Source organism: Saccharothrix syringae, assembly GCF_009498035.1.
Classification (GTDB): domain Bacteria; phylum Actinomycetota; class Actinomycetes; order Mycobacteriales; family Pseudonocardiaceae; genus Actinosynnema; species Actinosynnema syringae.
The window spans coordinates 3,422,025-3,445,854 of sequence record NZ_CP034550.1; the positions used below are offsets into that span (position 1 = coordinate 3,422,025).

The 23,830-nt window shown below is 72.5% G+C and carries 22 protein-coding genes; 20 read left to right on the forward strand and 2 right to left on the reverse strand.

The window, feature by feature from the left end; translation table 11 throughout:
• Position 1 precedes the first annotated feature (1 nt).
• The 18 genes from EKG83_RS15405 to EKG83_RS15490 all read left to right on the forward strand — a co-directional run bounded on the left by EKG83_RS15405 (position 2) and on the right by EKG83_RS15490 (position 20,088).
• A complete protein-coding gene (locus EKG83_RS15405) occupies positions 2 to 433 on the forward strand; it encodes a phage tail protein (RefSeq protein ID WP_033433186.1) in 432 nt (143 codons plus the stop codon).
• Between the two features lie 5 nt (positions 434 to 438).
• A complete protein-coding gene (locus tag EKG83_RS15410) occupies positions 439 to 642 on the forward strand; it encodes a hypothetical protein (protein ID WP_033433185.1) in 204 nt (67 codons plus the stop codon).
• A gap of 4 nt (positions 643 to 646) precedes the next feature.
• Positions 647 to 1,303: a CIS tube protein gene (locus tag EKG83_RS15415; protein ID WP_033433184.1), complete on the forward strand. Its 657-nt coding sequence runs from the start codon at positions 647 to 649 to the stop codon at positions 1,301 to 1,303.
• Positions 1,300 to 2,373, forward strand: a complete 1,074-nt coding sequence (locus EKG83_RS15420) for a phage late control D family protein (RefSeq protein ID WP_033433183.1) — start codon at positions 1,300 to 1,302, stop codon at positions 2,371 to 2,373. Before EKG83_RS15415 ends, EKG83_RS15420 begins: the two co-directional genes overlap by 4 nt.
• Before the next feature lie 9 nt (positions 2,374 to 2,382).
• The gene (locus tag EKG83_RS15425; RefSeq protein WP_051766416.1) at positions 2,383 to 3,036 is read left to right on the forward strand and encodes a phage baseplate assembly protein V; all 654 of its coding nucleotides are present in this window, start codon (positions 2,383 to 2,385) and stop codon (positions 3,034 to 3,036) included.
• Between the two features lie 16 nt (positions 3,037 to 3,052).
• Complete coding sequence (locus EKG83_RS15430; RefSeq protein WP_033433182.1) at positions 3,053 to 3,436, forward strand: PAAR domain-containing protein; 384 nt, start codon at positions 3,053 to 3,055, stop codon at positions 3,434 to 3,436.
• 3 nt (positions 3,437 to 3,439) lie between these two features.
• Entirely contained in the window at positions 3,440 to 3,856 is a 417-nt protein-coding gene (locus EKG83_RS15435; RefSeq protein WP_033433181.1) for a GPW/gp25 family protein, read from the forward strand.
• The gene (locus EKG83_RS15440; protein ID WP_033433180.1) at positions 3,853 to 5,823 is read left to right on the forward strand and encodes a putative baseplate assembly protein; all 1,971 of its coding nucleotides are present in this window, start codon (positions 3,853 to 3,855) and stop codon (positions 5,821 to 5,823) included. The genes EKG83_RS15435 and EKG83_RS15440 overlap by 4 nt, the downstream gene beginning before the upstream one ends.
• Positions 5,820 to 7,094 carry a phage tail protein gene (locus tag EKG83_RS15445; protein ID WP_033433179.1) on the forward strand — a complete coding sequence of 425 codons (1,275 nt, stop codon included), beginning with the start codon at positions 5,820 to 5,822 and terminating at the stop codon, positions 7,092 to 7,094. The genes EKG83_RS15440 and EKG83_RS15445 overlap by 4 nt, the downstream gene beginning before the upstream one ends.
• A 10-nt stretch (positions 7,095 to 7,104) precedes the next feature.
• Positions 7,105 to 8,031, forward strand: a complete 927-nt coding sequence (locus EKG83_RS15450) for a hypothetical protein (protein ID WP_033433178.1) — start codon at positions 7,105 to 7,107, stop codon at positions 8,029 to 8,031.
• A complete protein-coding gene (locus EKG83_RS15455) occupies positions 8,028 to 8,783 on the forward strand; it encodes a hypothetical protein (RefSeq protein ID WP_033433177.1) in 756 nt (251 codons plus the stop codon). The genes EKG83_RS15450 and EKG83_RS15455 overlap by 4 nt, the downstream gene beginning before the upstream one ends.
• On the forward strand, positions 8,780 to 9,730 hold the full coding sequence (locus EKG83_RS15460; RefSeq protein ID WP_033433176.1) for a hypothetical protein: 951 nt from the start codon (positions 8,780 to 8,782) through the stop codon (positions 9,728 to 9,730). Before EKG83_RS15455 ends, EKG83_RS15460 begins: the two co-directional genes overlap by 4 nt.
• A 7-nt stretch (positions 9,731 to 9,737) precedes the next feature.
• Positions 9,738 to 11,063 carry a hypothetical protein gene (locus EKG83_RS15465; RefSeq protein ID WP_153278133.1) on the forward strand — a complete coding sequence of 442 codons (1,326 nt, stop codon included), beginning with the start codon at positions 9,738 to 9,740 and terminating at the stop codon, positions 11,061 to 11,063.
• Positions 11,060 to 12,907 (forward strand): hypothetical protein, encoded by a 1,848-nt coding sequence (locus EKG83_RS15470; protein WP_033433174.1) that lies wholly within the window; start codon positions 11,060 to 11,062, stop codon positions 12,905 to 12,907. The genes EKG83_RS15465 and EKG83_RS15470 overlap by 4 nt, the downstream gene beginning before the upstream one ends.
• A 46-nt stretch (positions 12,908 to 12,953) precedes the next feature.
• Complete coding sequence (locus EKG83_RS15475; protein WP_153278134.1) at positions 12,954 to 13,310, forward strand: hypothetical protein; 357 nt, start codon at positions 12,954 to 12,956, stop codon at positions 13,308 to 13,310.
• A 23-nt stretch (positions 13,311 to 13,333) separates the two neighbouring features.
• Positions 13,334 to 14,164, forward strand: coding sequence for a hypothetical protein (locus EKG83_RS15480; protein WP_153278135.1), 831 nt, complete (start codon positions 13,334 to 13,336; stop codon positions 14,162 to 14,164).
• An 81-nt stretch (positions 14,165 to 14,245) separates the two neighbouring features.
• Complete coding sequence (locus tag EKG83_RS15485; RefSeq protein ID WP_084716798.1) at positions 14,246 to 16,372, forward strand: AAA family ATPase; 2,127 nt, start codon at positions 14,246 to 14,248, stop codon at positions 16,370 to 16,372.
• A 2-nt stretch (positions 16,373 to 16,374) separates the two neighbouring features.
• On the forward strand, positions 16,375 to 20,088 hold the full coding sequence (locus EKG83_RS15490; protein WP_033433170.1) for a hypothetical protein: 3,714 nt from the start codon (positions 16,375 to 16,377) through the stop codon (positions 20,086 to 20,088).
• A gap of 56 nt (positions 20,089 to 20,144) precedes the next feature.
• Here the strand turns inward: EKG83_RS15490 and EKG83_RS15495 are convergent, their stop codons facing one another.
• Together EKG83_RS15495 and EKG83_RS15500 are read right to left on the reverse strand one after the other, a co-directional pair.
• Positions 20,145 to 21,458: an actin cross-linking domain-containing toxin gene (locus EKG83_RS15495; RefSeq protein ID WP_033433169.1), complete on the reverse strand. Its 1,314-nt coding sequence runs from the start codon at positions 21,456 to 21,458 to the stop codon at positions 20,145 to 20,147.
• Between the two features lie 160 nt (positions 21,459 to 21,618).
• Complete coding sequence (locus tag EKG83_RS15500) at positions 21,619 to 22,710, reverse strand: alpha/beta hydrolase family protein (protein ID WP_153278137.1); 1,092 nt, start codon at positions 22,708 to 22,710, stop codon at positions 21,619 to 21,621.
• 100 nt (positions 22,711 to 22,810) lie between these two features.
• Here EKG83_RS15500 and EKG83_RS15505 point away from each other — a divergent pair, with 100 nt between their 5' ends.
• Complete coding sequence (locus tag EKG83_RS15505) at positions 22,811 to 23,344, forward strand: helix-turn-helix domain-containing protein (RefSeq protein WP_051766415.1); 534 nt, start codon at positions 22,811 to 22,813, stop codon at positions 23,342 to 23,344.
• Positions 23,341 to 23,487: a hypothetical protein gene (locus EKG83_RS47770; RefSeq protein ID WP_228122625.1), complete on the forward strand. Its 147-nt coding sequence runs from the start codon at positions 23,341 to 23,343 to the stop codon at positions 23,485 to 23,487. Before EKG83_RS15505 ends, EKG83_RS47770 begins: the two co-directional genes overlap by 4 nt.
• The last annotated feature ends 343 nt before the right edge of the window (positions 23,488 to 23,830 follow it).

The window sequence follows — 23,830 nt, forward strand, 5'->3', positions numbered from 1 at the left end:
TGTGACGGCACGGCACTACCCGTTCCTCGCGTTCCGGTTCGAGGTGAAGGTCGGCCCGATGGCGATGGGCGGCTTCAGCGAGTGCAGCGGGCTCCAGGTGCGCGTCGAGACCCACGACGTGGTGGAAGGCGGGCTGAACACCTACGTGCACCGCCTGCCGACCCGCCAGCGCCAGAACGACATCCGGCTGCGCCGCGGGTTGGCCGGTCAGCGGCTGTGGGAGTGGTACTCGGCGTGGACCGCCGGCCGTTCGAACTGGCAGACCTGCTCGATCCTGCTGTGGGCGGAGAACGGCACCGACGTGGTGGCCGAGTGGCAGGTGCTCCAGGCGTGGCCCGTCGCCTGGGTCGGGCCGGAGTTGGACGCGACGCGCAGCGCGGTCGCGGTGGAGACGGTGGAACTGGCCCACACGGGCGTGAAACGAGTGAGGTGAGGGTTGTGCCGCTGCACATCGACAACCTGGTCAGCCGGGTGCGCACCGCGGACGGCGACGCCGTCGGGGGCGAGTGGAGCGAGGAGCAGCTGGACCGGCTGGTTGAGCTGGTGCGGGAGCGGTTGGCGCGGGACCGGCGCGACGCCGAGCAGGTGGCCGACGCGACGCGGATCGGGGCGGACGCCCTCGCCGCGGGCTCGGCGGAGTGAGCGGATGTCGCTGACCAAGCTGCACTTCGAGGTGTTCGGCAACCCGGGGTACGCGTTCGACGCGGACTTCAACCCGACCGAGTACACCCTGGCCAAGGAGAACGACGTGTGGAGCAGGAAGCGCCACAGCCAGAAGCCCCTCCAGCAGTACGTCGGCGTCGGCAACGAGGACCTGACGCTCGACCTGCTCTTCGACACCACGCGCGAGGGCCTCGGCCGCGACGCCGTGGCCGTCACGACGCGGACCGAGCGGGTGGACCGGCTGATGAGGGTGGACCGGCACACGCACGCCGTGCCCCAGTTCCAGGTGACGTGGGGGACGGGCCTGAAGCTCCGCGCGGTCGCGACCCGGCTGCGCCAGCGGTTCACCCTGTTCAACGCCGACGGGGTCCCGTTGCGGGCGGAGGTGACGCTGACGATGCGGGAGGTCGGGGCGGAGAACAGCGAGAAGGCGAAGAAGACCGCTTCCCCCGACCGGACGAAGACGTGGGTCGTCCGGCGCGGCGAGACGATGACGACCATCGCGTCCCACGCCTACGACGACGCGCGGCACTGGCGGGTGATCGCCGAGCACAACCCGCGGGTCGACCCGCGCCGCCCGGCGCCGGGCACGGTGCTGGAGCTGCCGCCGCTGCCCTCCACCGAGGGGGCGGCGCGGTGAGCAGGGGTGCGGCGCGCGACGACCGGGCCTTCTTCGTCCCGGACCTGGGGCTCAGGGGTGAGAGGGGGCCGATGGGGGAGTCCGTCCTGCGCGACGTCGTCGACGTGACCTTCACCGACGGGATCGACCGGATCGACAGCTTCACCGTCACGCTCGTCAACTGGGACGAGACGACGAGGACGCCGAAGTACAGCGATGCCAAGGACTTCCTCCCGGGCAAGGGCCTCGCGCTGTCCCTCGGCTACCGGGGCGCCGGGGAGCTGACCACGATGCTCGCCGGCGAGATCACCGTGGCCAGGACCCACCTGCCGGCCGACGGGCTGCCCACCCTCACGGTGACCGCGGTCGACGTCCTGCACCGCCTGAGGGACGTCCGCCGCACGGCGGTCTACGAGAAGATGACCGACGACGCCATCGCGAAGAAGGTCGCCAAGCGGCTGGGCGTCCGGATCAGGACCACCCCGGTCGACGGTCCGGTGCACCCGTACGTGTTGCAGGACAACGAGTACGACGTGGTGTTCCTGCTCGGCCTGGCCAGGCGCGCGGGCTACGAGCTGTGGGTGGAGCAGGGCGACCTGCTGCGCTTCGGCGTCGCGGGCAAGACGGAGGTCCACGAGCTGGTCTGGGGCGGCGGCACCCTGGTCGAGTTCGAACCGGTCCTGAACTTCACCCGGCAGGTCGAGGGCGCGACGGTGCGGGGGTGGGACCGGTCCAGGAAGGAACCGATCGTCGCCTCCGCGACCGCCGGCGCACTGCCCGGTCCCCGGGAGAAGGACCTCAAGCAGGCGCTGGCGGCCGCGCGCCGGGGCCGCGAGGACATCACCGTGGGGGTGGTGGCGAGCGCGGGGGAGGCGAAGCACCGCGCCCTGGGCCGCCTGCGCACCCTCGGCACCGAGGTGCTGCGCGCGACCGGGTCCACCGTCGGCCTGCCGGAGATCCGGGCGGGCTGCCGCATCGAGGTGGGCAAGGTGGGCACGAGGTTCAGCGGCATCTACTACGTCACCGGCACCGAGCACCGGCTCGGCAGGTCGGGCTACCGGACCCACTTCGACTGCCGACGGGAATGGTGAACGCCGGACATGGCGACAACCGACGGTCTCGGGCTCGTGGTCGGCCTCGTGGTCGACCTCCGCGACCCGCTGCGGCTCGGCCGCGTGAAGGTGCGCTACCCCGAGCTGGGCGCGGACGTCCGCAGCGACTGGGCCCGCCTGGTCACGCCGATGGCCGGCGGGGGGCGGGGCGTGGTCTTCCGGCCGGAGGTCGGCGAGGAGGTCGTGCTCGGCTTCCTCCAGGGCGATCCCCGGGCGCCCTACGTGCTGGGCGGCGTGTGGAACGACAAGGACCGACCACCCAAGGGCGATGCCGAGGGCAGGAACGACCTGCGCTTCATCACCTCCCGCAGCGGTCACGTCGTCCGGCTGGACGACACCGCCGGCCGGGAGCGCATCGAGGTGGTGGACCGCACCGGGCAGTGCCGGGTGGTGATCGACAGCGCCCGGAAGAAGGTGGTCGTGGTGGCGGGCGCCGGCGGCATCGAGCTGGTCAGCAGCACCGGGACGATCAGGTTGAACGGCAAGGACGTCACGATCGACGCCACCAACACCGTCAAGATCTCCGGTCGCGCCGTGGACGTCGGCTCGACCACGTCGACCAAGGTCAAGGCCGGCACCACGCTGTCCGCGTCCGGCACGCAGAGCACCACCATCCGCGGCGCCACCGTCAACATCAACTGAGGGCCGGAGGGCCACCGTGGGCAAACCAGCCGCCAAGCAGGGAGACCGGGTCGTCGGGGTGGACGTGCACCTCGTCCAGCCCCCGGGCGCACCGTCGCCGATCCCGGTCCCCCTGCCGTTCCAGGGAACGCTGAGCGGGGCGCTGTCCCGCAACGTGAAGATCGAGAAGCGGCCCGCCGCGATGTTCGGCAGCACGGTGCGCAACACACCGCCGCACCCGCCCCTGCCCTACGTCAAGCCGCCCACCAACGAGGGAAGGGTCTTCCTCGCGAGCTTCACCGTGTTCATCAACGGCCGACCGGCGGCGCGGTCCGGCGACCTGGTGCTGACCTGCGGCGACCCGGTCCCCCTGCCGACGGCGGTCGTGCAGGCGACCGGCACCGTGCGGATCGGGGGCTGACCGGTGGACGTGCGGGTGCTGGGCCGGGGGCTGGGGTTCCCGGTGCGCCGGGAGACGGCCGGGCTGCGGGTGTCGTCCGGGGCGGACAAGGTGCGGCAGAGCATCCTGCTGATCCTGTCCACGGCGCCCGGTGAGCGGCAGATGCGCCCCGACTTCGGCTGCGCCATCCACGACCTGGTGTTCCAGCCCAACACCCCGGTGCTGCACGGCCTGGTGATCGCCAAGGTCCGCGAGGCGCTCATCGCCTGGGAGCCGAGGGTGGACCTGGTGGACGTGGCGGTGGAGGTGCCCGCGGGCACCCCCGACTGCGTGCTGGTCCGCGTCGACTACCGGGTGCGGGCCACCAACGCCGCCCACAACCTGGTCTACCCGTTCTTCGTCGACGAGGGCGGCGTCGGGACGGTCGGGGGCAGCTGGTGAGCATCGACCTGCCCAACCTGGACACCCGGTCCTTCGACGACCTGATCGCCGAGGCGCTGCGGCGGATCGCGAGGTTCGCCCCGGAGTGGACCGACCTCAACCCGAGCGACCCCGGCGTCACGCTGGTCGAGCTGTTCTGCTGGCTGGCCGACACGGTGCTGTACGAGACCAACCGGGTGCCCGAGCTCGCGCACCTGAAGTTCCTCCAGCTGCTCGGGATGCGGCAGCGGCCCGCGCTGCCCGCCGAGGTCGACCTGACCTTCGACCCGGTCGAGGACAAGCAGGTGGACGTGCCGAAGGGCACCCGGGCGGCGGCCACGGACGACCGCGGCGAACAGGTGGTGTTCGAGACCGACCACCACCTGGCGCTGGTGCCCCACGAGCTGACCCACGTCGCCGTGAAGTCCGCGGGCCGGCTCCAGTGGATCCGCAGGCCCGACCAGCCCGCGCCCGCGTCGTTCCACCCCCTGGGGTGCGAGCCGATGCCCGGGGACGCCCTGTACCTGGGTTTCGGAGCACGCGCGCGATCCGCGGGCGGATCGACCCCGAAGGGCGACTTCCCCCGGGAACTGCGGCTGCACGTGGCCGTGCCGGGGCGGGGGGCGACCGCGGAGGCGCTCGCGGCCGCCGCCCCGGACCCGCCCGCGGAGCTGAGCTGGGAGTACCTGACCGCGGCCGAGGGCAGGCCCGGCGACCACGAGTGGCGGCCGCTGCCGGTGTTCGAGGACGACACCGGGCGGCTGACCCGCGGTGGCTACCTGGTGCTCGGCGGGCCGAAGGGCGTGCCGAGCACGGCCCCGACCGGCATCGGCGTGGCCCGGTACTGGTTGCGGTGCGGCCTGGCCGACGGGCACTACCCGCCGGGCCGGGAACCCGTGATCGCGCCGCCGGCCGTGAACACCGTGCACGCCCGCAACCTCGTCACCGTCCGGGAGGAGCCGCTGGGCGTGAGCGAGGGGCACCCCGACGAGTCCTACCGGCTGCTGCACCGACCGGTCGCCGAGGGCAGCGTCGCGGTGGCCGTCCGACTGACCGACGGAGAAGCCGGGGAGCAGCGGTGGGAGGTGCGCGACGACCTGCTGTCCTCCGGGCCGGACGACCGGCACGTCGTGCTGGAGCCGACGAACGGCGTGCTGACCTTCGGCGACGGCCGCCGGGGTCGGGTGCCGCCGGTGGGGGCCGAGGTCGTGGCCGTCGAGTACCGCCACGGCGGTGGTTCGGCGGGCAACGTGCAGGCCAGGACGGTCACCACCCTGGTGAGCGAACTGCCCGAGGTGACCTCCGTGGTCAACCACCGGCCCGCCGTCGGCGGCACCGACCGGCAGTCCCTCGACGAGCTGCGCGCGGAGGCGGCCGCGGTGCTGCGCCACCAGCGGCGGGCGGTGACCGCCGGGGACTACGCGGCGCTGGCCCGCGAGGTGCGCGGGATCGTCGACGCGGTCGCCCTGCCGGAGACCCACCCCGGCCACCCGGGGGTGAAGGTGCCGGGCGCGGTCACCGTGGTGGTGGCGGCACACCCGGACGTCGGTGGTCCGGCGGTGCACGCGCGGCTGCTGTCGGACGTGTGCGAGCACCTCGACCGCCACCGGCTGCTCGCCACCGAGCTGTGGGTGAGCCAGCCGCGCCTGCTGCCGGTGGAGGTGGCGGTGGCGGTCACCCTGGAACGGCGGGCGCTGTCACCGGACCTCGTGCGCGAGGACGTCGACAAGGTGGTGAGGGCGTTCTTCACCCCGTTCAGGCGGGACCGGCACGAGGTGGTGCGCGGTGCGGCGTTCCGCGATTCGCTGCGGTCCGCCGAGCTGACCCGCGACCTCCTGCGGGTGCGGGGGGTGTTCGGTGCCAGGGTGCTGATCACGGCAGGCGGCAAGCAGGTCACCGACGAGGTGGAGCTCGGTCGGGGTGCGCTGCCGGACCTGCGGGCGGTGCGCGTCGACCTGGTGAAGCAGCCACCGCGGGAGGGCCGATGAGGCCGAGCGGACCGACGCACTGGCTGCTGGACCGGCGCACCGGTTGGCGGAGCGCGACGACGTCGGGCGTGATCGCCGGCGAGCACCTGGCCCTCGCCGCCGGTGGCGGTGTCGGCACGTGGACCTGCCGCCCGCTCGACAGCGGCGTCAACCGGTGCGCCTGGGGCCGCGTCGAAGTGGAACTGGCCCGGCTGCCGGCCGGTGCGGCCGTCGAGCTGAGGACCGCTTCGGAGGAGGCCGAGCCGGACGGGGACGCCCCGACCGTCCCGCTGCCACCGCGGGAACCCGACTGGGTCGTCAGCGGGCGCGAGGACGGCCCGGTCGACGGCGCCCGGGAGGACGTCACGGTGGACTGGCCCGTCAGGGCCCGCCCGGGTCGGTTCCTGGAGGTGTGCCTGCGGCTGTCCGCGGCGGCGGGCGCGGGACCGGAGGTCCGGGCCGTCCGGGTGCACTACCCGAAGACGTCCGCCATGGACTTCCTGCCCGCGGTGTTCCGGTCGGACGAGACCGGCCGGGACCTGCTCGACCGGTTCCTCGACGCGCTGGACGTCACCTGGGCCGAACTGGTCGGCCGGGCACGCGCGCTGCCCTCGCTGCTCGACCCCGGCGCGGTCCCGGCCGGTGAGCCGCTGCGGTCGCTCGCGCGCTGGTTCCGCATCCCGGTCACCGCGCCCGGCCGGCCCGCGGAGGCGGAGCGCAGGCTGCTGGCGGCCGGGATCGGGTCGCTGCGCCGCCGGGGCACGCCCGAGGCGCTGCGCTCGGCCCTGGCCGCGCTGCTCGGCGTGCGCGGCACCGGGTTCCCCGTGGTGGTGGAGGGCGGGGGTGCCGGCAGCACGCCGTGGTTGGTGCTGGACAACCCCGGCCGGGCCCGGCTGGGCAGCCCGGTGCGGTTGTGGAGCCCCGAGGCGGTGGGCAGGCTGCGCATCGGCGCGTACTCCACGGTCGGCGTGGCCCGGCTCGTCGACCTGGGCGACCCGGCGCGTGACCGCGACGCGGTCACCAGCACCGGCCACCGCTTCCGGGTGTACCTGCCCGCCACCTGGTTGCGGGACCCGGCGGTGGTCGAGTCGGTGCGCGCGGTGATCGACGCGGAGCGCCCGGCCACCAGTTCCTGCACGCTCGTCGCGGTGCCCCGGAGGACCGTGGTGAACCGGCAGGCCACGGTGGGCGTGGACACGATCGTCGGCGAGTTCGGCACGGTCGTGGGGAACCAGTCCGCCGTGGGCCTCGACACGCTGGTCGGTCCCGCCGCGCCCGCCGGGGCGAGGTGATCGGGAGCCCATGACGGACAAGGTCGACGTGCCCCCGCCGGAGCCCACGCAGCGCAACCGGTACTTCACCGGCAAGTTCATGACCGCCCGGGACTTCGAAGCCGACCCCGACTACCTGTACGGCCTGCACCGCAGGCACAACCGGCTCCTGCACGGGGCCGGCGTGGTGACCGGGTTCACCGTCACACCCCATGACGACCCGACGTGCCGGTCGGAGTGGGTGAAGGTCTCGCCCGGCGTGGGCATCGACGACTACGGCCGCGACCTGGTGTCCGACGCGGTGCTGTCGAAGCAGGTGCCGGTGCAGAAGTCCGTGCTGTGCCTGGGGTACCGCAGGAGCGGGATCGAACCGGTCCCTCCCGTGTCTACCGCGCCGGCCTCCTCCCCGCCGTCCGAGATGAACCGCTGGCAGGACGGTGTGTTCCTCACCTGGGAGGCGGACGTGGGCAAGAAGGGGCTGGTGCCGTTGGCGCGCGTCCAGCGCGGGCAGTCCGGGGGACCCTGCACCGTGGAACCCATCGCCCGCGGCGGCGCGGCCCGGTCGCTGACCCGGGTGGGCGAGACGAACTGGAGCCACGGGAAGACCGTCCACCTCGACGCGGAGAGGCGGTTGTCGGTGCGGTTCACCCGGCCGCTGCACCCCGAGCACAACGGCGTCTCGGCCCACACGTTCCGGGTGCGCGTCATCGGGAAGGAGACGGGCACCCTGTGGCCGTCCCGACCGCCCCACTGGGATTCCCGGGAGCAGGCAGCGGTCTTCTCCGGTGTCCGGGCCGAGGTCGGCGACTGGGTGCACGTGTCGCTGCTGTGCGACTTCATCCTCGACGAGAACGGGGTGCCGGTGGACGGCAACCACCTCGGCGGCCTGCTGCCCAGCGGCAACGGCGCCGCCGGCGGCACCTTCGAGAGCTGGTTCCAGGTCGGGGGAGGGGCATGAGCAGGTCCTTCGTGCGCCCCAGGTTCCTCTTCGGCCAGGTGCTCGCCGAAGAGGACCTGAACACCCTCACCGCGTACGCCCACGACAAGAGCCTCCGGGCGGCCCGACGCCACGCCTGGGGCGTGGTCGAAGGTCTGGAGGTGTCGGGCACCGGCTCGAACCAGGTCACCATCACCGCGGGGTCGGCGGTCACCGCCAGGGGCGACGACATCGTGGTGACCGGGAGCGTCCCGTTCACCGTGCCGAACGTGAAGGTCTGCGACCTCGGCCTCAAGCACCGGGAGAAGGGTGAGCGGCCGGTCTCCGGTGCCGAACAGCGACCGGTCGACCCCTGCGGGAAGGTGGAGCGGCAGGAGGAGGGCGACCGCCATTCCCGCATCGTCGAGTACTACGAGCCGATCGCGCTCGACCCCGCGAAGGCCGACCAGGACCCGGACGTCGTCCCCCTCGCCCGCCTGACCAGGTCGAACAACGGGATCGAGGTCAACCCCCTCATCCGGCGGTACTTCGGCGCGGAGGTCCGGCACGACCCGGAGGGGAAGCTGCTGCTCGACAGGATCATCGGGATCGACGTGCTGGAGGCGACCGCGCTGCTCACCCGCTGGGGGGTCGTGGTGTCGGAGTGGACCGAGGGCGACGACGTGGGCCACCGCGTGCCCCCGACCGCCAGGCGGGGGGAGCTGGTCCGACTGGTGAGCGACCGCAAGACCCGCCGGGTGCTGCGCATCGAGAGCTGTGAGGTGTGGACATGACCGACCCCCGAACCCCGCGCCGCCCCCGGTACCGGGAGGGGCAGGTGTTGCGCGCCGAGACCCTGAACACCGAACAGCACTACCGCGTGGAGATGCGGCGCCGGCACGAGGAGGTCGTCCACGACGGCAGCGGCCACGAGGAAGAGGAGCTGCCCGCGGGCGGTGGACGGGTGGGCGCGGCCACCGTCGCCGCGCCCGCGGGCGTCGAGCTGCGGCTCGCCACCGGGGGCCCGCACCCGCTCTTCGCCGTGGACTTCCGGGACGAGGACCCCCCTCCGGTGCGCGCCCTGGAGATCGCCCGGGACGGCACGTGCCTGGCCCGTGACGCGGTCAGCGCCACCGAGGTGGCACCCGCCGTGCTGGTCTCGGCGGCGCCGACCGGCGCACCCCGGGGGCCACGGCCCTGGCAGTGGTACCAGGTGTTGTCCGGGGAGGCCGCGCAGACCCGGATCGAGCTGGAACCACCGCTGCTGCCGGGCGCGCTCGACCGGAGCAGGTTCGTGGTCGGCACCGCGGGCCGGGCCAACCGGACGGTACCGCTGCTCACCGTGGACGCGGGCGGTACCACGACGGTGCGGGGCAGGCTGCAGGTCAACGGGCCGGTCGTGCACGACAGGTCGGGTGGACCGCCCACCGGTGCGGGGCCCGCGCTGGTGGTGTCCGGCGCCATCGGGCCCAAGGCCGACGGCTCGGGAGGGCTCGCGACGTTCTGGGTCAGCAACGTCGGTCCCCAAGTGGTCGCGGAGCTGGTCGTCGTGCTGGTCATCGGTCCGTCCGAGTTCCGACCCGTCGGCGTGCCCGGCTTCCTCGCACCCGGCGCGTACGCCCAGGGCGGCGTCGCGGTGCCCGGTGAGGTCGACGCGGCGACGGTGATCGCGGTGGGCCTCCTGCTGGGCGGGCGGCTGTGCCATGCCAGGTCCGTGGTGCGAAAGCCCAAGGCGGGGTGAGGACGCGGTGGAGACGGGCGGGAAATCCGGCTGGGTGCAGCGGATCAGGTACCGGGACGGCGACCACCTGGGCGTCGACCACTTCGACAACGAGCAGCGGTACCACGTCACCATGCGCAGGCGGCACAACCTGACCGGCCACACCTGGGGCATCGCCGACGGGCTCGAAATCGAGGTCGCGTCCGGCGTGGTGACCGTCAACCGGGGGTGCGCGGTGGACGGCTTCGGCCGTGAGATCGTGGTCGGCCGCCCCCTCAAGGCCGCGATCACCCCGCGTTCGGGTGAGCGGTACGTGAACGACGTGTGGTTGTGCTACGGCCGGACGACCGAGGGCAACTGCTACTGGTCCGAGAAACCGTCCCTGATGGTCACCGACGCGGACCCGGACCGGCCACCGGACCCGGACGAACCACCGGACCTGCGGGACTGCGATCGGAAGTTCGGTCCGCACCTGCCGGCTCCCGAGGACGCGAAGTGGCCGGTCTTCCTCGCGCGGGTGACCACGGAGCGCAGCGGCAAAGCCGTCCCCGACACCGTCCACCGCCGCTACGTCGGGGTACGCGCCGCCCGGGTCGAGCACCCCGGCGGCAGGGTCGCCGTGCTGCTGCACGACACCGCCGAGGGCCGCCGCCGCCTCGTGGTGCAGGAGCGGCTGACGGCCGGCGGGACCGCGCGGGCACCCGGATCGCGGCCCCTGTTGATCGTGGACGACGCCGAGGTGGTGGTGCCCGACCGGTTGGTGGTCCGCGGCGAGCTCCGGGTCGGCGCGGCGGGACTGCGGTTCACCACCCCGTCCCCACCACAGGCCGCGCCGGGTCCCGGGACCGTCTACCGCAGCGAGGACGGCGGGTACCGCGACCTGCGGATCACCCTGCCGGACCAGGGCAGGGCGGTCATCGGCGCCTGGTCCGACGAACAGGAGGAGTTCGTGCCCTGCCTGACGGTCTCCGCCGACCGCACCGTCACCGTGGACGGCACCCTGGTGGTGCGGGGCAGGATGGAGGGGTACGCCGCGGGTGGCGACGACCCGGTCGACGAACCCGGTCTGCCCGTCGCGATCGCGACCGTGCTGGCCGGCCGGCCCGAACTGCTCGCGGACGTGGTCGAAATCCTCAAGAAGGTCCCGGACGCGCTGGCACGACTCCGCCGGCAGGTGTGCGGTCGGCGCGAGCCCGGGACGCCCCGTGCGGTCGCCGTCGAGCTGGCCGAGCTCGAACCGGCCGTGCTCGCGGAGGTGGCGGAAATCCTCAGGCGCGAGTTCCCGCGCGCCCTGTCGATCCTCTGCAACCCCGTGCACGGTCAGGGCTGGCCCGAGTCGGAGCCCGAGTCGTGAAAGGCCACATAGGACACCTGATCTGCGAGTACGTCGTCGCCGGCGAGCAGGACGTCGCCGAGTTGGACCGGCTCGCGGCGACCTCGCTGGCCGCCGAGCTGGCCGCGGCGCTGGACGACGTGCGCGGCGACGACGGGACGGTGCACGTGCTGCGAGAGGTGGTCGCCGACTGCCGGGTCGACCCGGGCGCGCCCGATCCGGCGAAGGACTGGGCGCGGTCGCTGGCCGAGGCGATCGACTCCGCCATCGCCGCCGACGACGGCTCGGGGTTCGGGGTCGTGTCGTTCCCCGACGAGGGCGCCTACCTGGCGCGGTACCTCGCCGAGCGCCTCCGCGGCCGGGCGTCCGCCTCGTGGTGCTTCCGGCCGCTGGCCCGGTTCCACGACCTCAGACCTGCCGAGGTGCTGCTCGTGCTGGCCCGGGAGGGGCGCGGCGGCCCGGTGCTGGCCGCGTTGCACCGGGAGGGTGTGCTGCTCGGGATCCTGTCGTCGATGACCGCCGCCGAGCTCGCCGTGCTGGCCCGGTGCGAACCGGGCACCGGACCGACCGCGGACCCGCTCGTGGCGGCGGCGGTGCGGGTGGCCGACTGCTGCGGGTTGTGGGCCAACGACCCGATGTCCGCGGCGGTGGCGGCGCGCTGGCTGCGGCCGGCGCGGGCGGACTGGGCGGATCCGGCGAGCCTCACCGACGCGGTGGTCGACCTGCTCGGGCAACTCGCGGAGGCGGGGGTCGTGGTGCGCGACGGCGAGCCACCACCGTCCCGGTTGCGGGTGGAGCTGGACTGGCTGGACCTGCCGCGCCTGACGTGGTGGCTCACCGGGGACGACGGTCCGGCGTTGGCGGAGGGGCGCACCCACTGGGCCGACCTGGTGCGCGCGCTGGCGGCCTCCCGGGACGCCTCGGGACCGTCCGCCGACCACCGCCGGCCCGTGGTGGGGACGTCGGAGGAGGTGCGGCGGGTGCTGCTGCGCCTGGTGGCCCGCGAGCCCGGTTCCGCGTCGCTGAGGCAGCAGTTGGCCGCAGCCGGGCCGGGGGCCCGAGCGGCGGTGCTCCTGCGGGCCGCCGTGGCCGCGGACCAGCCGCAGTGGATGACCGACCCCGTGATGGAGCCCGCGGTGACCGACGCGGTGGCCGGTGTGGTGGCGGCGTGGGAGCGGCACGTCGCCTCGGTGGGGATCGACGAGGTCGTGCACGTGCTGACCGGCCCGGCGGCCGCACCGGGTGCGGCGCCGCTGACGAGCCCGGTGGCGGGGGTGCTGCTGCTGTTGCGGGCGGCGGCGGACCTGCGGCTGCCCGCCGTGCTGCACCGCGCCGAGTGCGGTGACGCCCTGCCCGGCACCCTGCTCGCCGTCGCGATCCGGTTGACCGGCGCCGTGCCGGAGGACCCGGCGGCGCTGCTGTTCGCCGGGCTGACCGGTCCGCCCGGTGGGTCACCGCCGGCGCTCGACGTGTGGCGCCGGGCGGGTGCCCGGCAGTGCGCGGCGGTGCGCGCGGAACTGGAGCGGGTCGTGGCCGCGCACGGCGTGGCGCTGGACGACGTGCCGGCCTTCGACGGTGCGCTCGGCCACCCCCTGGCGGACGAGACCCTGGACCTGGTGGCGTTCGCGGTGCTGCGGGTGTGGTCGCGGTGGCTGGGCCGCTTCGCGACGGCCGGCGCGGAGTACCTCGCGGCGCACTTCCTCCGGCGCTGGGGGGCGGTGGAGGTGACCGCGGACGAGGTCGTCGTGGAGTTGGCCGAGGCCCCGTTGGACGTGGTCCTCGAACTCGCGGGGTACCTGACCCCGGTCAACGCCGTGCCGTGGCTGGGCGGGCGGACGGCGACGTTCCGGTTGGGCGCCCGGTGACCGGGGCGCGGCTCGGACTGGCATCGGTGCGACGGAGTGGGTGGTCATGGGTCAACGGGTAGTGGCGGGTTTCGTCAACGGGGACGGGGGAACGGTCGCGGGTTCCGGGTTCCGGGTGGAGGGGGCGCGTGACGGGACTTTCGACATCGTCTTCCACCAGGCGTTCCGGGAGCCGCCCGCGGTGGTGGCGGCCCAGGTGTACCCCAACGACCCCGACACGAAGATCATCGTGAACACCCTGGCCAACGTGATCGTGCTCGGCATCTCGCCGTCGGGTTTCCGGCTGACCGTGGGGGCGCCGAACGGTCGACCGGTGGCGCGCGCTTTCACGTTCGTCGCCGTCGGCAGGTCGGGCACACCGCCGTACACGCCCTTGCTGGAGTGCTTGAAGGAAGAGGGCTGAGCATGGCTCCGAGGTCATGGGACGTGCACCTTGCCGTGTTCGACGGAAATTCCTGGTCGTTGGTCGACGGTTGGTCCACGCTGGCCTGCGGTGCGGCCCCGGTGCCCGTCGCCCTGCGTGCCTACGGCGACCGACTGCACTGCATCGTCGTCCACCCGGATCAGACCAAGCTCGTCAAACGCGAACTCCGCAAGGACGGCACCTGGGACCCGACGATCCAGGAGATCGCGATGCCGGCCGGAACCAACGAGATCGGCGGCGTGGCCCTGACCGGGCCGGACCTGTACGCCGTGGCCAAGGTCGGCCAGGTCGAAGACCTGTTCGGCACGCCGGCCGACGCGGTCCAACCGCCCTCCTGGCAGAAGGTCGAGCTGAACCCGGTGGAGCGCAAGGACTGTCGTGGCTTGATCAGTGCCGCGTGTGCCGGGCTGCCGAAGTCGGTCAAGGAGAGCACGAACATGTCGGCGTTGCGGTCGCGGGCGACCATGACGGCTTTTCGAGGGAAGGTGTGGTGCGCCTATGACACGAGCCTGGCGAGCAATCCCCTGTACTGGCAGACCTACGCGGCCGAAGCTTGGAGCCCTCCCTACCAGTTCGGCAACGCGGTGTGCGGGCTCGACCCGGCGCTGTGCGTGTACGGGGACGCGCTGTACTGCTTCCACCGCGGCGAGGACGAGGCGCGGCTCCGGTGGAGCGCCACCGACGGGTTGAGCTGGAGCACAGCCCACGACACCCCGATGAAGAGCACGGCCACCCCGGCTGTCCGGGCATTCCGGGGCAAGCTCTACTGCGCTTACCCCGTCCCGATTCCGGTGATGGCGGACGACGATCCGCGTCGGTCGGACACCGGTTGACCCGGTACCGGGTCGCGACCCGGGGATCGGCGGGCCGAGGAAGCCCCGGTGCTCCCACGTCTCGCTCGGAGGAGCGGCTGGATGAAGTCGAGCAGTTGGATGTCCGCCTACACCGACAGCACGGACCACATCCGGGACGAACTGGCCAGGATGAAGTTGCTGCTGCGCGAGGCCGGCGCGGACGACGGTGACGAGACCCGGGCCGGGTACCGCGATGCCGCCGCCGAGCTGACCCGGCGCATCGCCGATCGCGTCGCGGCCACCGACGTCCCGCTCCGGCTGCCCGCGCTGGTCCGCTGGTTCGGCCTGGACGACCGCGAGCGCGACATCGTGGTGCTGTGCCTGTTCGCGGAGGTCGAGAAGTCGGCCCGGTACCTGCTGGAGGACCTCGGCGGTGAACGGGGCGAGCCGACGGTCGACGCGGTCCTCCGCGTGCTCGCCCCCGAGATCGCCGGCACACCCGCGTTGTGGGCGTTGTTCTCGGCCGATCGCCCCCTGCTGCGGGACCGCCTGGTCGACCTGGACGACACCGGGGTGCTCCGGCTCGACCCGGTGGTCGTGCGCCACCTGCTGGGCGACGACGCCGTCGCCGACCACCTCCGGCCCTTCCTGGGCCTGGCCGACCCCGGGACGGCGCTCGACGACCTGGTGCTCGACGCCTCGCTCCGGCAGACCCTGCGGCCGCTGGCCCACCGGTTGACCGAGGACGGGCGGACCGCGGTCCTGCTGCACGGACCACCGGGCGCGGGCAGGCGCGCCGTCGCCGCGGCGCTGTGCCGCACCGGCGGCCTGCGGCTGCTCCTGGTCGACGTCCCGGCCGCCACCGGGAGCCAGGACTGGGCGCGTGTCGTGGCCGAGTGCTACCGCGAGGCGGGCCTGCGCCGCGCCGCTCCGTGCTGGGTGGGGGTGGACGCGTTGCTCGACCACGAGGCGGCCGACCGCCGGCGCGTGCTGCTGGCCGCCGCCGACCGGTTCCCGGCGACGACGTTCCTCACCGCCGAGCGGGCGTGGGACCCGGACGCGGGCGCGTTCGCGGACGGCCGGTTCCTGCGCGTGGAGTTGCCGCCCCCGGACTTCCGCGGTCGTCGGGAGCTGTGGCGCTCGATGCTGCCCCACGACCAGCCCGCCGACCGCGATCGGGTGGTGGAGCGGTTGGCGAACACCTTCCGGTTCACCCCGGGCCGGATCCGGGACGCGGTGGGGGCCGCGCTCGGCGTGGCCCGGCTGCGCGACCCGGCATCCCGGCACCTCACCGCGGCCGACCTGGAGGAGGGGTGTCGGCGCCAGTGCCGGCGAGGGCTCGTGAACGCCCACCGGGTACGGGCCCGGACCGACCTGACGTTCGACGACCTCGTGCTGGCCGAACCGAACCGGCGCCAGCTGCGGGAGCTGGCGGACCGCATCGCCCTGCACGGTCGGATCTACGGCGACCTGGGCTTCGGCCGCCGGGTCGGCCTGGGGCGCGGTGTGATCGCGCTCTTCGTCGGCGGGTCGGGCACGGGCAAGACGATGGCGGCCGGGTTGCTGGCCCGCGCCCAGGGCGTGGACCTCTACAAGGTCGACATCGCGGCGGTGGCGAGCCGGTGGGTCGGCGAGACGGAGAAGCACCTGGACCTGCTGTTCACCGACGCCGAGCAGGCCAACGTGATGCTGTTCTTCGACGAGGCCGACGCGCTGTTCGCCCGGCGCGGCGAGGTCACGGAGGCCCGGGACCGCTGGGCCAACGTCGAGATGTCGTTCCTCCTGCAGCGCATCGAGGAGTTCGAGGGAGTGGTCGTGCTGGCCACCAACCTGCGGCAGAACCTCGACCAGGCGCTCTTCCGGCGGCTGCACGCGGTGGTCGACTTCCCGTCGCCGGACGCCGACGACCGCCTGCGCATCTGGCGCGGCCTGTTCCCTCCCGGACTCGCCCACCCCGGTGACGACGTCCTGGTCGACCTCGCCTCCCGCTTCGCCCTGACCGGCGGGGACATCAAGAACGTGGTGCTCGACGCGGCCGTCCGCGCGCTGTCCGAAGACCCCCGCGCGACCGCCGTTTCAGCGCGTCACCTCGTCGTCTCCGTGGGACGGGAGTACCAGAAGATGGGCAAGCCCATCACCCCGGCGGTCTTCGGCACGGTGTTCCACGAGTGGGTCGAGACCGCCCTCCTCGGTGACACCGGTGTTCGTCCTGAGGCGGGCACCCGGACAGCGCGGGGCGGTGGTTGACCGTGGTGGGGAAGGAACAGCAGCCGCCGCGGGAGGACGAACCACCAACCCCGTCGACAGCGAAGAGGCTCAGGCTCAAGAAGCCGTCCAAGGCGCTGCTCGCCGGGTTCGCTGACCGGCGCCTGGCCGAAGAGGCCGAGGCGTTGTTGATGGACGTCGAGACCATCGACCAGATGATCGTGAACGACTACGAACGGCAGTACCGCGAGAACGCCGTGCTGCCGGGGTGGCGGGACGTGTTCGCCCGGGGCAGTACGTCGGGGAGGGTCGAGAGGGCCACGATCGTCAGCGAGCAGATCCAGAATTCCATCGTCCTGCGAGACGAGAAGATCGCCGCCGTAGAGCGCCTGATGAAGGAGGACAAGAACTTCCAGAAGATCGAAGAAGACCTTTTGAAACGTCAGGGGGAGTGGGCGAAGGATCCGTATGCGGCAATTTTCGAGCGCCATGCCCGCGAGGCGAAACTTTTGCTCGAAATGGCCGACGAGGCGGAAAACATTCGCCATCGAGTGCGCGTGGACGATACTGGGGACCCGGTTGTGCGCAGCGCGCGAGAATCGGCTCACGAAACGACTCGGCAGATGCTCCGAAATGCCGCCGCGCTGGGACGGGGCGATTTTCCGCAACGCGTCCGCGAATACTCGGACGACCAGCCGAACTGGAGGGCCGGTCAGCTCTACCACGTGCGGACGACGACCGCGTTGGTCGGCATGGCCGATCTCATCGTGCAGTACGGCGCCCTGCCAGCCGGGCTCCGGCTCGGCCGGCCCGCGGCCGATCCGGTCCACCGGAGACTGGACCGGCGGGGACTGTCCGAGGATCAGCTGGAAGGGGTTTCGGCTGCCGTGGCCAAGCTCAACGCGAAGTACGCCGAGGACCTGGACGACGCGCTACGCGACCTGAGCCCGACCGGGAAGACCGTTTACGTCGTCAGCACGGCGGAAGGTGCGCTGGGCAACGCCGACCTGGAACTGACGGAACCGGAACGCGCGGTGTCGACCCCGATCGTGGTGACCATGCAGGCGTGGATGACGTCGCTGACGGACTTCATCACGTCGATGCATCGGCTCGACGAGCGCATGAGGGCGGAGAACCTCCGGATGAACTTCGCCTTGGTGGCGCTGTCCAACCAGCTCGGTAAAAACGTCGGTGGCGCTGCCGTCACCGCATCCGTCGGTGCACTCCTCAAAGGGCCGACGGCGGCGCTCTGCGCGCTGGGCGGACCGCTGGTGGCGCTCCTCCGGGATGTCGTGAACATCGCCACCATGGACAACCCGTTCCTGCATCTCCCGAGCGCCCTGGCGATGCCGCTCCTCGATGACGTGGTCATCGCGGGGAAGCGGTTGGGCGACGCCGTCAAGAGCGTCAACGGAATCAGGGGACCCCTGAAGGAAATCGCCAAGAAGGTGGATGAGATCAAGGACGTCGCGGAGAGGATCCGGGAGTCGCTGAAGAACATACCGGTCGGGAAGATCGCGGGCGTGGACCTGGGGGACGTCGTCAAGGGGGCGTTCAAACCCCTGAAAGCGCTCAACGACCAGTTGACGGACATCCTCGCCAACCTGGCGGACCCCCTCTCCGCCGCGGTCGAGAAGATCGGCGCGGTCGTGGTCAAGCCGGCGCAGCGCGTCGGTGCCAGGGCCGGGGCCGCGGCGGGGCGCACGGCGCTGGGTGGTCCCGACCAGCTCGGCAGCAGGCTGGACGCGGAACGGAAAGCCGCCGAGGCGATGTGGAAGCGGCTGCGGAGCCACGCCATCGCGCGCGGGACCTACGAGGCGGCCAAGCCCGCCGTCGGCCAACGGATCACCACCGAGCACACCACCCTGGCGTTCAGCGACGAGGGCGCCGCCCTCGCGTTCGCCACCTCGCTCCCCGAGAGCATCGGCGGAAACCGGCACGTCACGGTCATGCGCGTCCGCCTGAACAACGTCGCGGGCTACGACATCGGTCCCCTGGCCTCCTACCTGCGGCACCGGGACGCCGGGCTCGACACGGTCATCCGGTCCGGTGCGCAGTTCGACATCACGTCGGTCTCGGTGGTCCAGGGCCCGGGGCGCCGCAAGGTCGAATGGGTCACCGCCGACGAGACCGGCAGGATGGGGCCGTCCTTCCGCGGCGGTCCGGTGGACAGCGAACCGAAGAAGAACACCCCCGTCACGCGGATCCTCGCGCGGTACCTCATCGAGGGGATCAGCTCGGCGGTGGCGATGACCTACCTCGCGCCGCGCCTCGCCTGGAGCGACCGGGGTGACATCAGCGCGTGGGCGAAGGAGAACTTCGGCAACCAGGGCGCGGAGCTGGTCGACACGGCCAAGCAGTACACCAGGCACGGGAGCGTCGAGGTGCCGCCGTCACCGGCTCTCCAGGCGAACCGGGTGAAGAAGTTCGTCGTGTCCTGGGTCGTCGAGGCGATCACGGGCAACAGGAGGCTCGCGGGCCTCGTCAAGGAGTTGCTCACGGAGCGCGACATCGAGGAGAAGGTGTTCGAGAAGATCGCGCAGCACCAGGAGGAACTCGAGGACAGGCCCGAGGGCGTCAGGAAGCTGGTCGGCATCGTCACGGACGCGTGTCGGGAAGCCCTCGACAAGGTGTGCTCGAAGGGTGAGGTGGTCCGATCGCGGGAGCGGGAGTCCCGGCACGCCATGCAGTTCATCGGTGTCGCCATGGCGGCGTTGAAGACGGCGCTGACCGAGAGCCACTCGCCGGAGGCCGTGGTGGACAGCATCATGGCCACCGAGGGGGTGGTGGGCGCCGGCCTCAAAGGCGCTCTCGCGGGAGCGCTCGGGGACGTCGAGGGGTACCGGTTCGCCAAGAACACCATCGGCGGGCCCGAGGCGGCTCTCGGTGCGATGCTGATCAGCGCGGTGCGGGCCTATCGCAGCCTCACCGAACTGCACCAACGGCTGGTGCACAGCCCCCTGGTGGCGAGCCTGGCCCGGTGGTTGCCGGAGGCCGAAGCCGTCGTCGCCCTGGCGTCGACCGTCGCGTCCCGGGGCGCGGAGCCGCCCGCGGCGTTGAGGACGGGGTTGTCGGTCGCCCACTACGGGCTCGCGTCGCTGCACAGCGTTCCCGAGATGATGGGGTTCCGCACGGTCGCGACGATGAGCAAGACGGAAGTGGTCGCCCTGGAACTGATGCTCGCCGCGGGCGTCGGGGTCGCCGGTCACGGCGTGCGGCACGTCGCGCCGCTGCTCGCCTCCGGGGTCCGCTACCTGGCGGGCCACCCGGTGGACGCGGTCGTCGCCGCGGCCAAGCTGCTGCTGCCGCTGGCGAAGCGCCACCCGTTGTACCGCGCGTACACCATGGTGCGCCCACCCGAATTGCCGGAGGGCGTGGCGACCGCGGCCGATCCCGACCTGCGGAGCCGGATCTCGACCGCCGCCTGGTACCTGGTGGGGCGCGCGGAGCCGCGGAAGCCGAACCCGGACGACCACCGCGCGTACCAGCTGCTGGACACCGCCCTCGGCCAGCTCGACCTGGTGGGGGCGGAGGTGTGGGCGAGCTTCGGTCGGGACAAGGACTACCTGGTGAGCCTGGTCACGACGCCGGGAGCGGAGCGCGGGACCGGCGGTTCGCAACCCACCCTGCTGGCCCGGGACAAGGCGCTCCTGGCTGCGATCGGACTGGGTGTGGCCTGGTACGCCGGCTACCTCACGCCACTGGGCATCACGACGTTGTTCTCACTGGGCGCCCGCATGCCGACCGGCTTCCGCTGAGCGCCGTTCGATCCCCGGGGCCGCCGCGACGGTGACGAGCGGTGGCGGCCGTGCGATCACGAGGGGGGCGGATATCGGTCGGTGATGCTCTTCCAGTCCTGTTCGCGCGTGCTGCGGATCCACTCGGCCTTCTGCAGGGCCGTGCCGGCTTGCAACGGGTCCTTGGCGTTCCGCTTCTCGGCGAACCTCTCCCGGAACCACCGCGCGAATTCGTCCTCGTTTTCCCCGGCGATCTGGTTGATCGCCCTGACGGCCAGGGGACGCGCCTTGCCGAACCACCGCTCCAGCGGGTCCGCGACCGGTGGGTTGAGTTCTCGCGCGTCCGGCAGGTAGTTCACCAGTTCTCCGGGGACGGAGCGGAACTCGAACAGCGCGGCTCTGGTGCCGGCGACGGAGGCGTCGTCGATGGTGTGCCCGGCCACGGTGCCGAGCCCGAAGATGACGTACTGGTAAGCGGCGTACTCGGCGGTCGGGTTGTCCGGGTAGCGCTCGCTGAGGAGGATTCGCACGATGCGCTGGTCGTCGCCGCCGAGCGCTTCCAACATGGTCGCGCACTTGGTGCGGGGCAGTACCCTCCAGTCGTTCTTCACCCGGGGATCGGTCAACGCCAGGCCCGATGGCGTGCCCCCGGGTCGGTAGCCCTCGATGCCGAAGCGGTGCTTCTTGGCCAGTGCGGCGACAAAGTCGATCATGGATGCCAGGAAGGCGTACAGGTTCCTCACGGCTTTCTCGTCGGTGCAGGCGGGTTCGTCCGGGAGCGTGGCTTCACCGGCCAACTCCGGGCGGTACCAGGGTGCGGCGGCCTGCACCGACGTGAACATCGCCCCTTCGCGGAAGAGGAGGTCCCTGGTCGAGATCGCCGCGGTGAGCTGTTGCCCCGCGCGCGGCATCCCGGCGGACGACGCCCTCTTGACGATGACGTGGTTGCGGTTCGTGACCACCAGCCGGAACCTGCCTCCCCCGCCCTCGTGCGACTCGAGCGGCCTCGCCTCGCCGAGGCCGATGCCGTTGAGGGTGCTGAGCACGAACAGCACGGCGGCATTGGGCTCCCGGTAGTCCTCCGCCGGGTGTTCGTCGCTCTTCAGGGCTGGATAGGTGATGAGTTCGACGGTGTGGAGCCTCCACCCCGGTCGGGCCGGGTAGTCGCCGTGATCCATGTCCTTGGTGATCCGCACGAGAGGACGGCCGGTCTCGGCCGACTCCACGTAGGCGAAGGTCTGCACCGAGTGGGCCGGGAGCGCGCACTCGAGCCCGGTCAGTTCGCTTTCGGAACCGATGGAGACACCGCGGAACACCTTGCCGAACTCCGGCGCGCCCTCCGGCTGCCGCCGTGCCGCGGGACGCAGGCGCACTGCCGCGCCGAACAGCATCGGACTCGTCGTCGTCCCCTGGTCGGTGGTGCGAGCGGTTGCCGTCGGCGAACGCCCGCGCGGTGACCTCGACGTGGAAGGCTCTCGGCGGTCGCGGTCGTGCATGGTTCTCCGATCACGGGCCGTGCCTCGGCCGAACGCATTCACCGGCGTTGATCGGTTACCAGGAGAACACGTCGAGGGGGGATGTTCCAGCGCGTCGGCGTGTTGCACCCGTTCGTGCGGCGCGAGCCACGCCTGTGGGTACCAGGGGTCGTGGTCGGCTTCCCGATCGCAGCCCCTGAGCACTGTTCGGTGCGCTGGGCCCGCCGGGCCGCCCCTCCCGGTCAGAGCGGGCAGCCGGAGATGTCGCCGCAGGTCCCTCTGCCACGGCCGCGGAAGCACCTCCGAAGCCGCGACCACACTGGATCACCTCTTGCTGCCACGCGGGGTCACCGTCGTGGAGGGCCGATCGCAGGTAGGCCCATGTCGCGCGCTGGGTGACCGCCGGCCGTTCGGGGTCCTCGTCGTCGGTCTCGGCGAGGCTGTAGCCCATGATGCCGCCGAGGTGGTGCTTGGCGCCGCGGGTGGTGGCGACGCGGTTGTCGTCTTCGTCGCCGTGGACGACCAGGGTCGGCGTGGTCAGGTGCGAGAAGTCGGCTTCCAGTTCGGGGTACCGCTCGCGCATGGTGTCGGTCATGCCCTCGGCGCTGCCGGTCGAGGCGAGCGGCACACCCGCGCCGATGCGGGGGTCACGCAGGTCGAGCGCGGTTCCGCCGGCCGGATCGGTGGCCCGCGCGCCGAGCAGCACGCCGGCCGTGTTGCCGCCCGCGGAGTGGCCGACGACGGCGATGCGCGTCGGGTCGAGCCGCACCGGCGCCTGGGCCTCGACGGCGGTGAGGTTGTCGAGGATGAGCGTGAAGTCGTCGATCCGCGATCGCCAGAACAGCGGGTGGCCGGGGGCGCCGGTGTCGAGGCCGAGCCCGCCGCCCGGGGAACTGAGGTGGGTCGGCTGGATGACGGCGAATCCGTGACTCGCGTAGAAGTCGACCAGGGGCGAATAGCCGTCCTTGGACACCAGGTAGTGCGAGCTGCCGCCCCCGTGGGACAGCAGCACGATCGCGGCGGCGTCGCCGTGCAGGGGTGCGGTGACCCGCAGCTGCAGCGGGAGACCGCGGTCCGGCGCCGGCGGGGTGACCGGGTTGACCGAGACGGTCGGAACCGCGTCGGGGACGGGGATGCGCCGGGCGAGCCGGACGTGGTTGTTCGGCATGGACCCGCGGTGCGGCCGGTCGTCCTGGTCGACCAGGACCGATCTGTCCAGGACCAACCTCGTCCTGGGTGGGGCCGCGTCCGTGCGGCACACTGGACAGGTGATCGGCCGACCCGGACTCGCCGAGTTCCTGCGTCGGCGGCGCGAGAAGCTCTCGCCGTCGGAGGTCGGCCTGCCGGAAACGCGGCGCCGCCGGACACCCGGCCTGCGGCGCGAAGAGGTCGCCGTGCCGGCGGGCATGTCGAGCGACTTCTACGCGCGACTGGAGCAGGCCCGCGGCTCCGACCCGTCGGAGTCGGTCGTGGCCGCCCTCGCTCGCGCGCTGCGGTGCACCCCCGACGAGAAGGACCACCTGTTCCGCCTCGCCGGCGTGCCCGTCCCGCCGCGCCGCAACGCGCTCGACGACGCCCTGGCCTGCCGTGACGAGCGTCGCCCCGACCGCGGGAGCAACGTCCACCGGAGCTGGTTCATCCGCCAGGAGTCGCGTCACCTCGCTCCGGAAGCAGACCGGGCCCGCCTGTCGGCGGCGCACGTCAGCGACCTCCGCGCCACGTACTCCCGCCGCGGCGGGGACCACCGGATCGCCGAGCTGGTAGCCGACCTCGCCGCCTACAGCGCGGAGTGCCGGACGTGATCCAACTGCGTTGCCAGTTGCTCGTGACACCCGAGACCGGTACCCGGATGCGAATCCTCCTGCCGCTGGAGGGCACCGACGCCGCCGAGAAGCTCGAACTGCTGCGCGTGATCGGCACCCAGCAGTTTTCCGAGGCGGAGTGAACACGCTGGTCACGCACGACACGGCCGCAGGCATGGCCTGCACCATCGGTGAGTTCACCGTAGGTCGGGAGTGGCTGGGATCGCCCCGATCCGCTCGCCCGCGAACGCCCGCTCCTGCCGCTGAGGGCGGTGATCGGCGCCGGCTGCTCGCTCGGAAGGGAGGCCCGGCCGACTCGCTGGAGCGCAGGTCGGCTCTTCGGAGTCGGGGAAGTGCTCACCTCGGAGCAGGCTCCGACCGCTATGTCGTTCAGAGCGCTGATCTGCGGTTACGTGCTGTTGAGCGCCGTTGAGCCCACGGTGTCGTTGCACGCGTCCGGCGGCTCCCACGCGCTCTTCGGTCGCT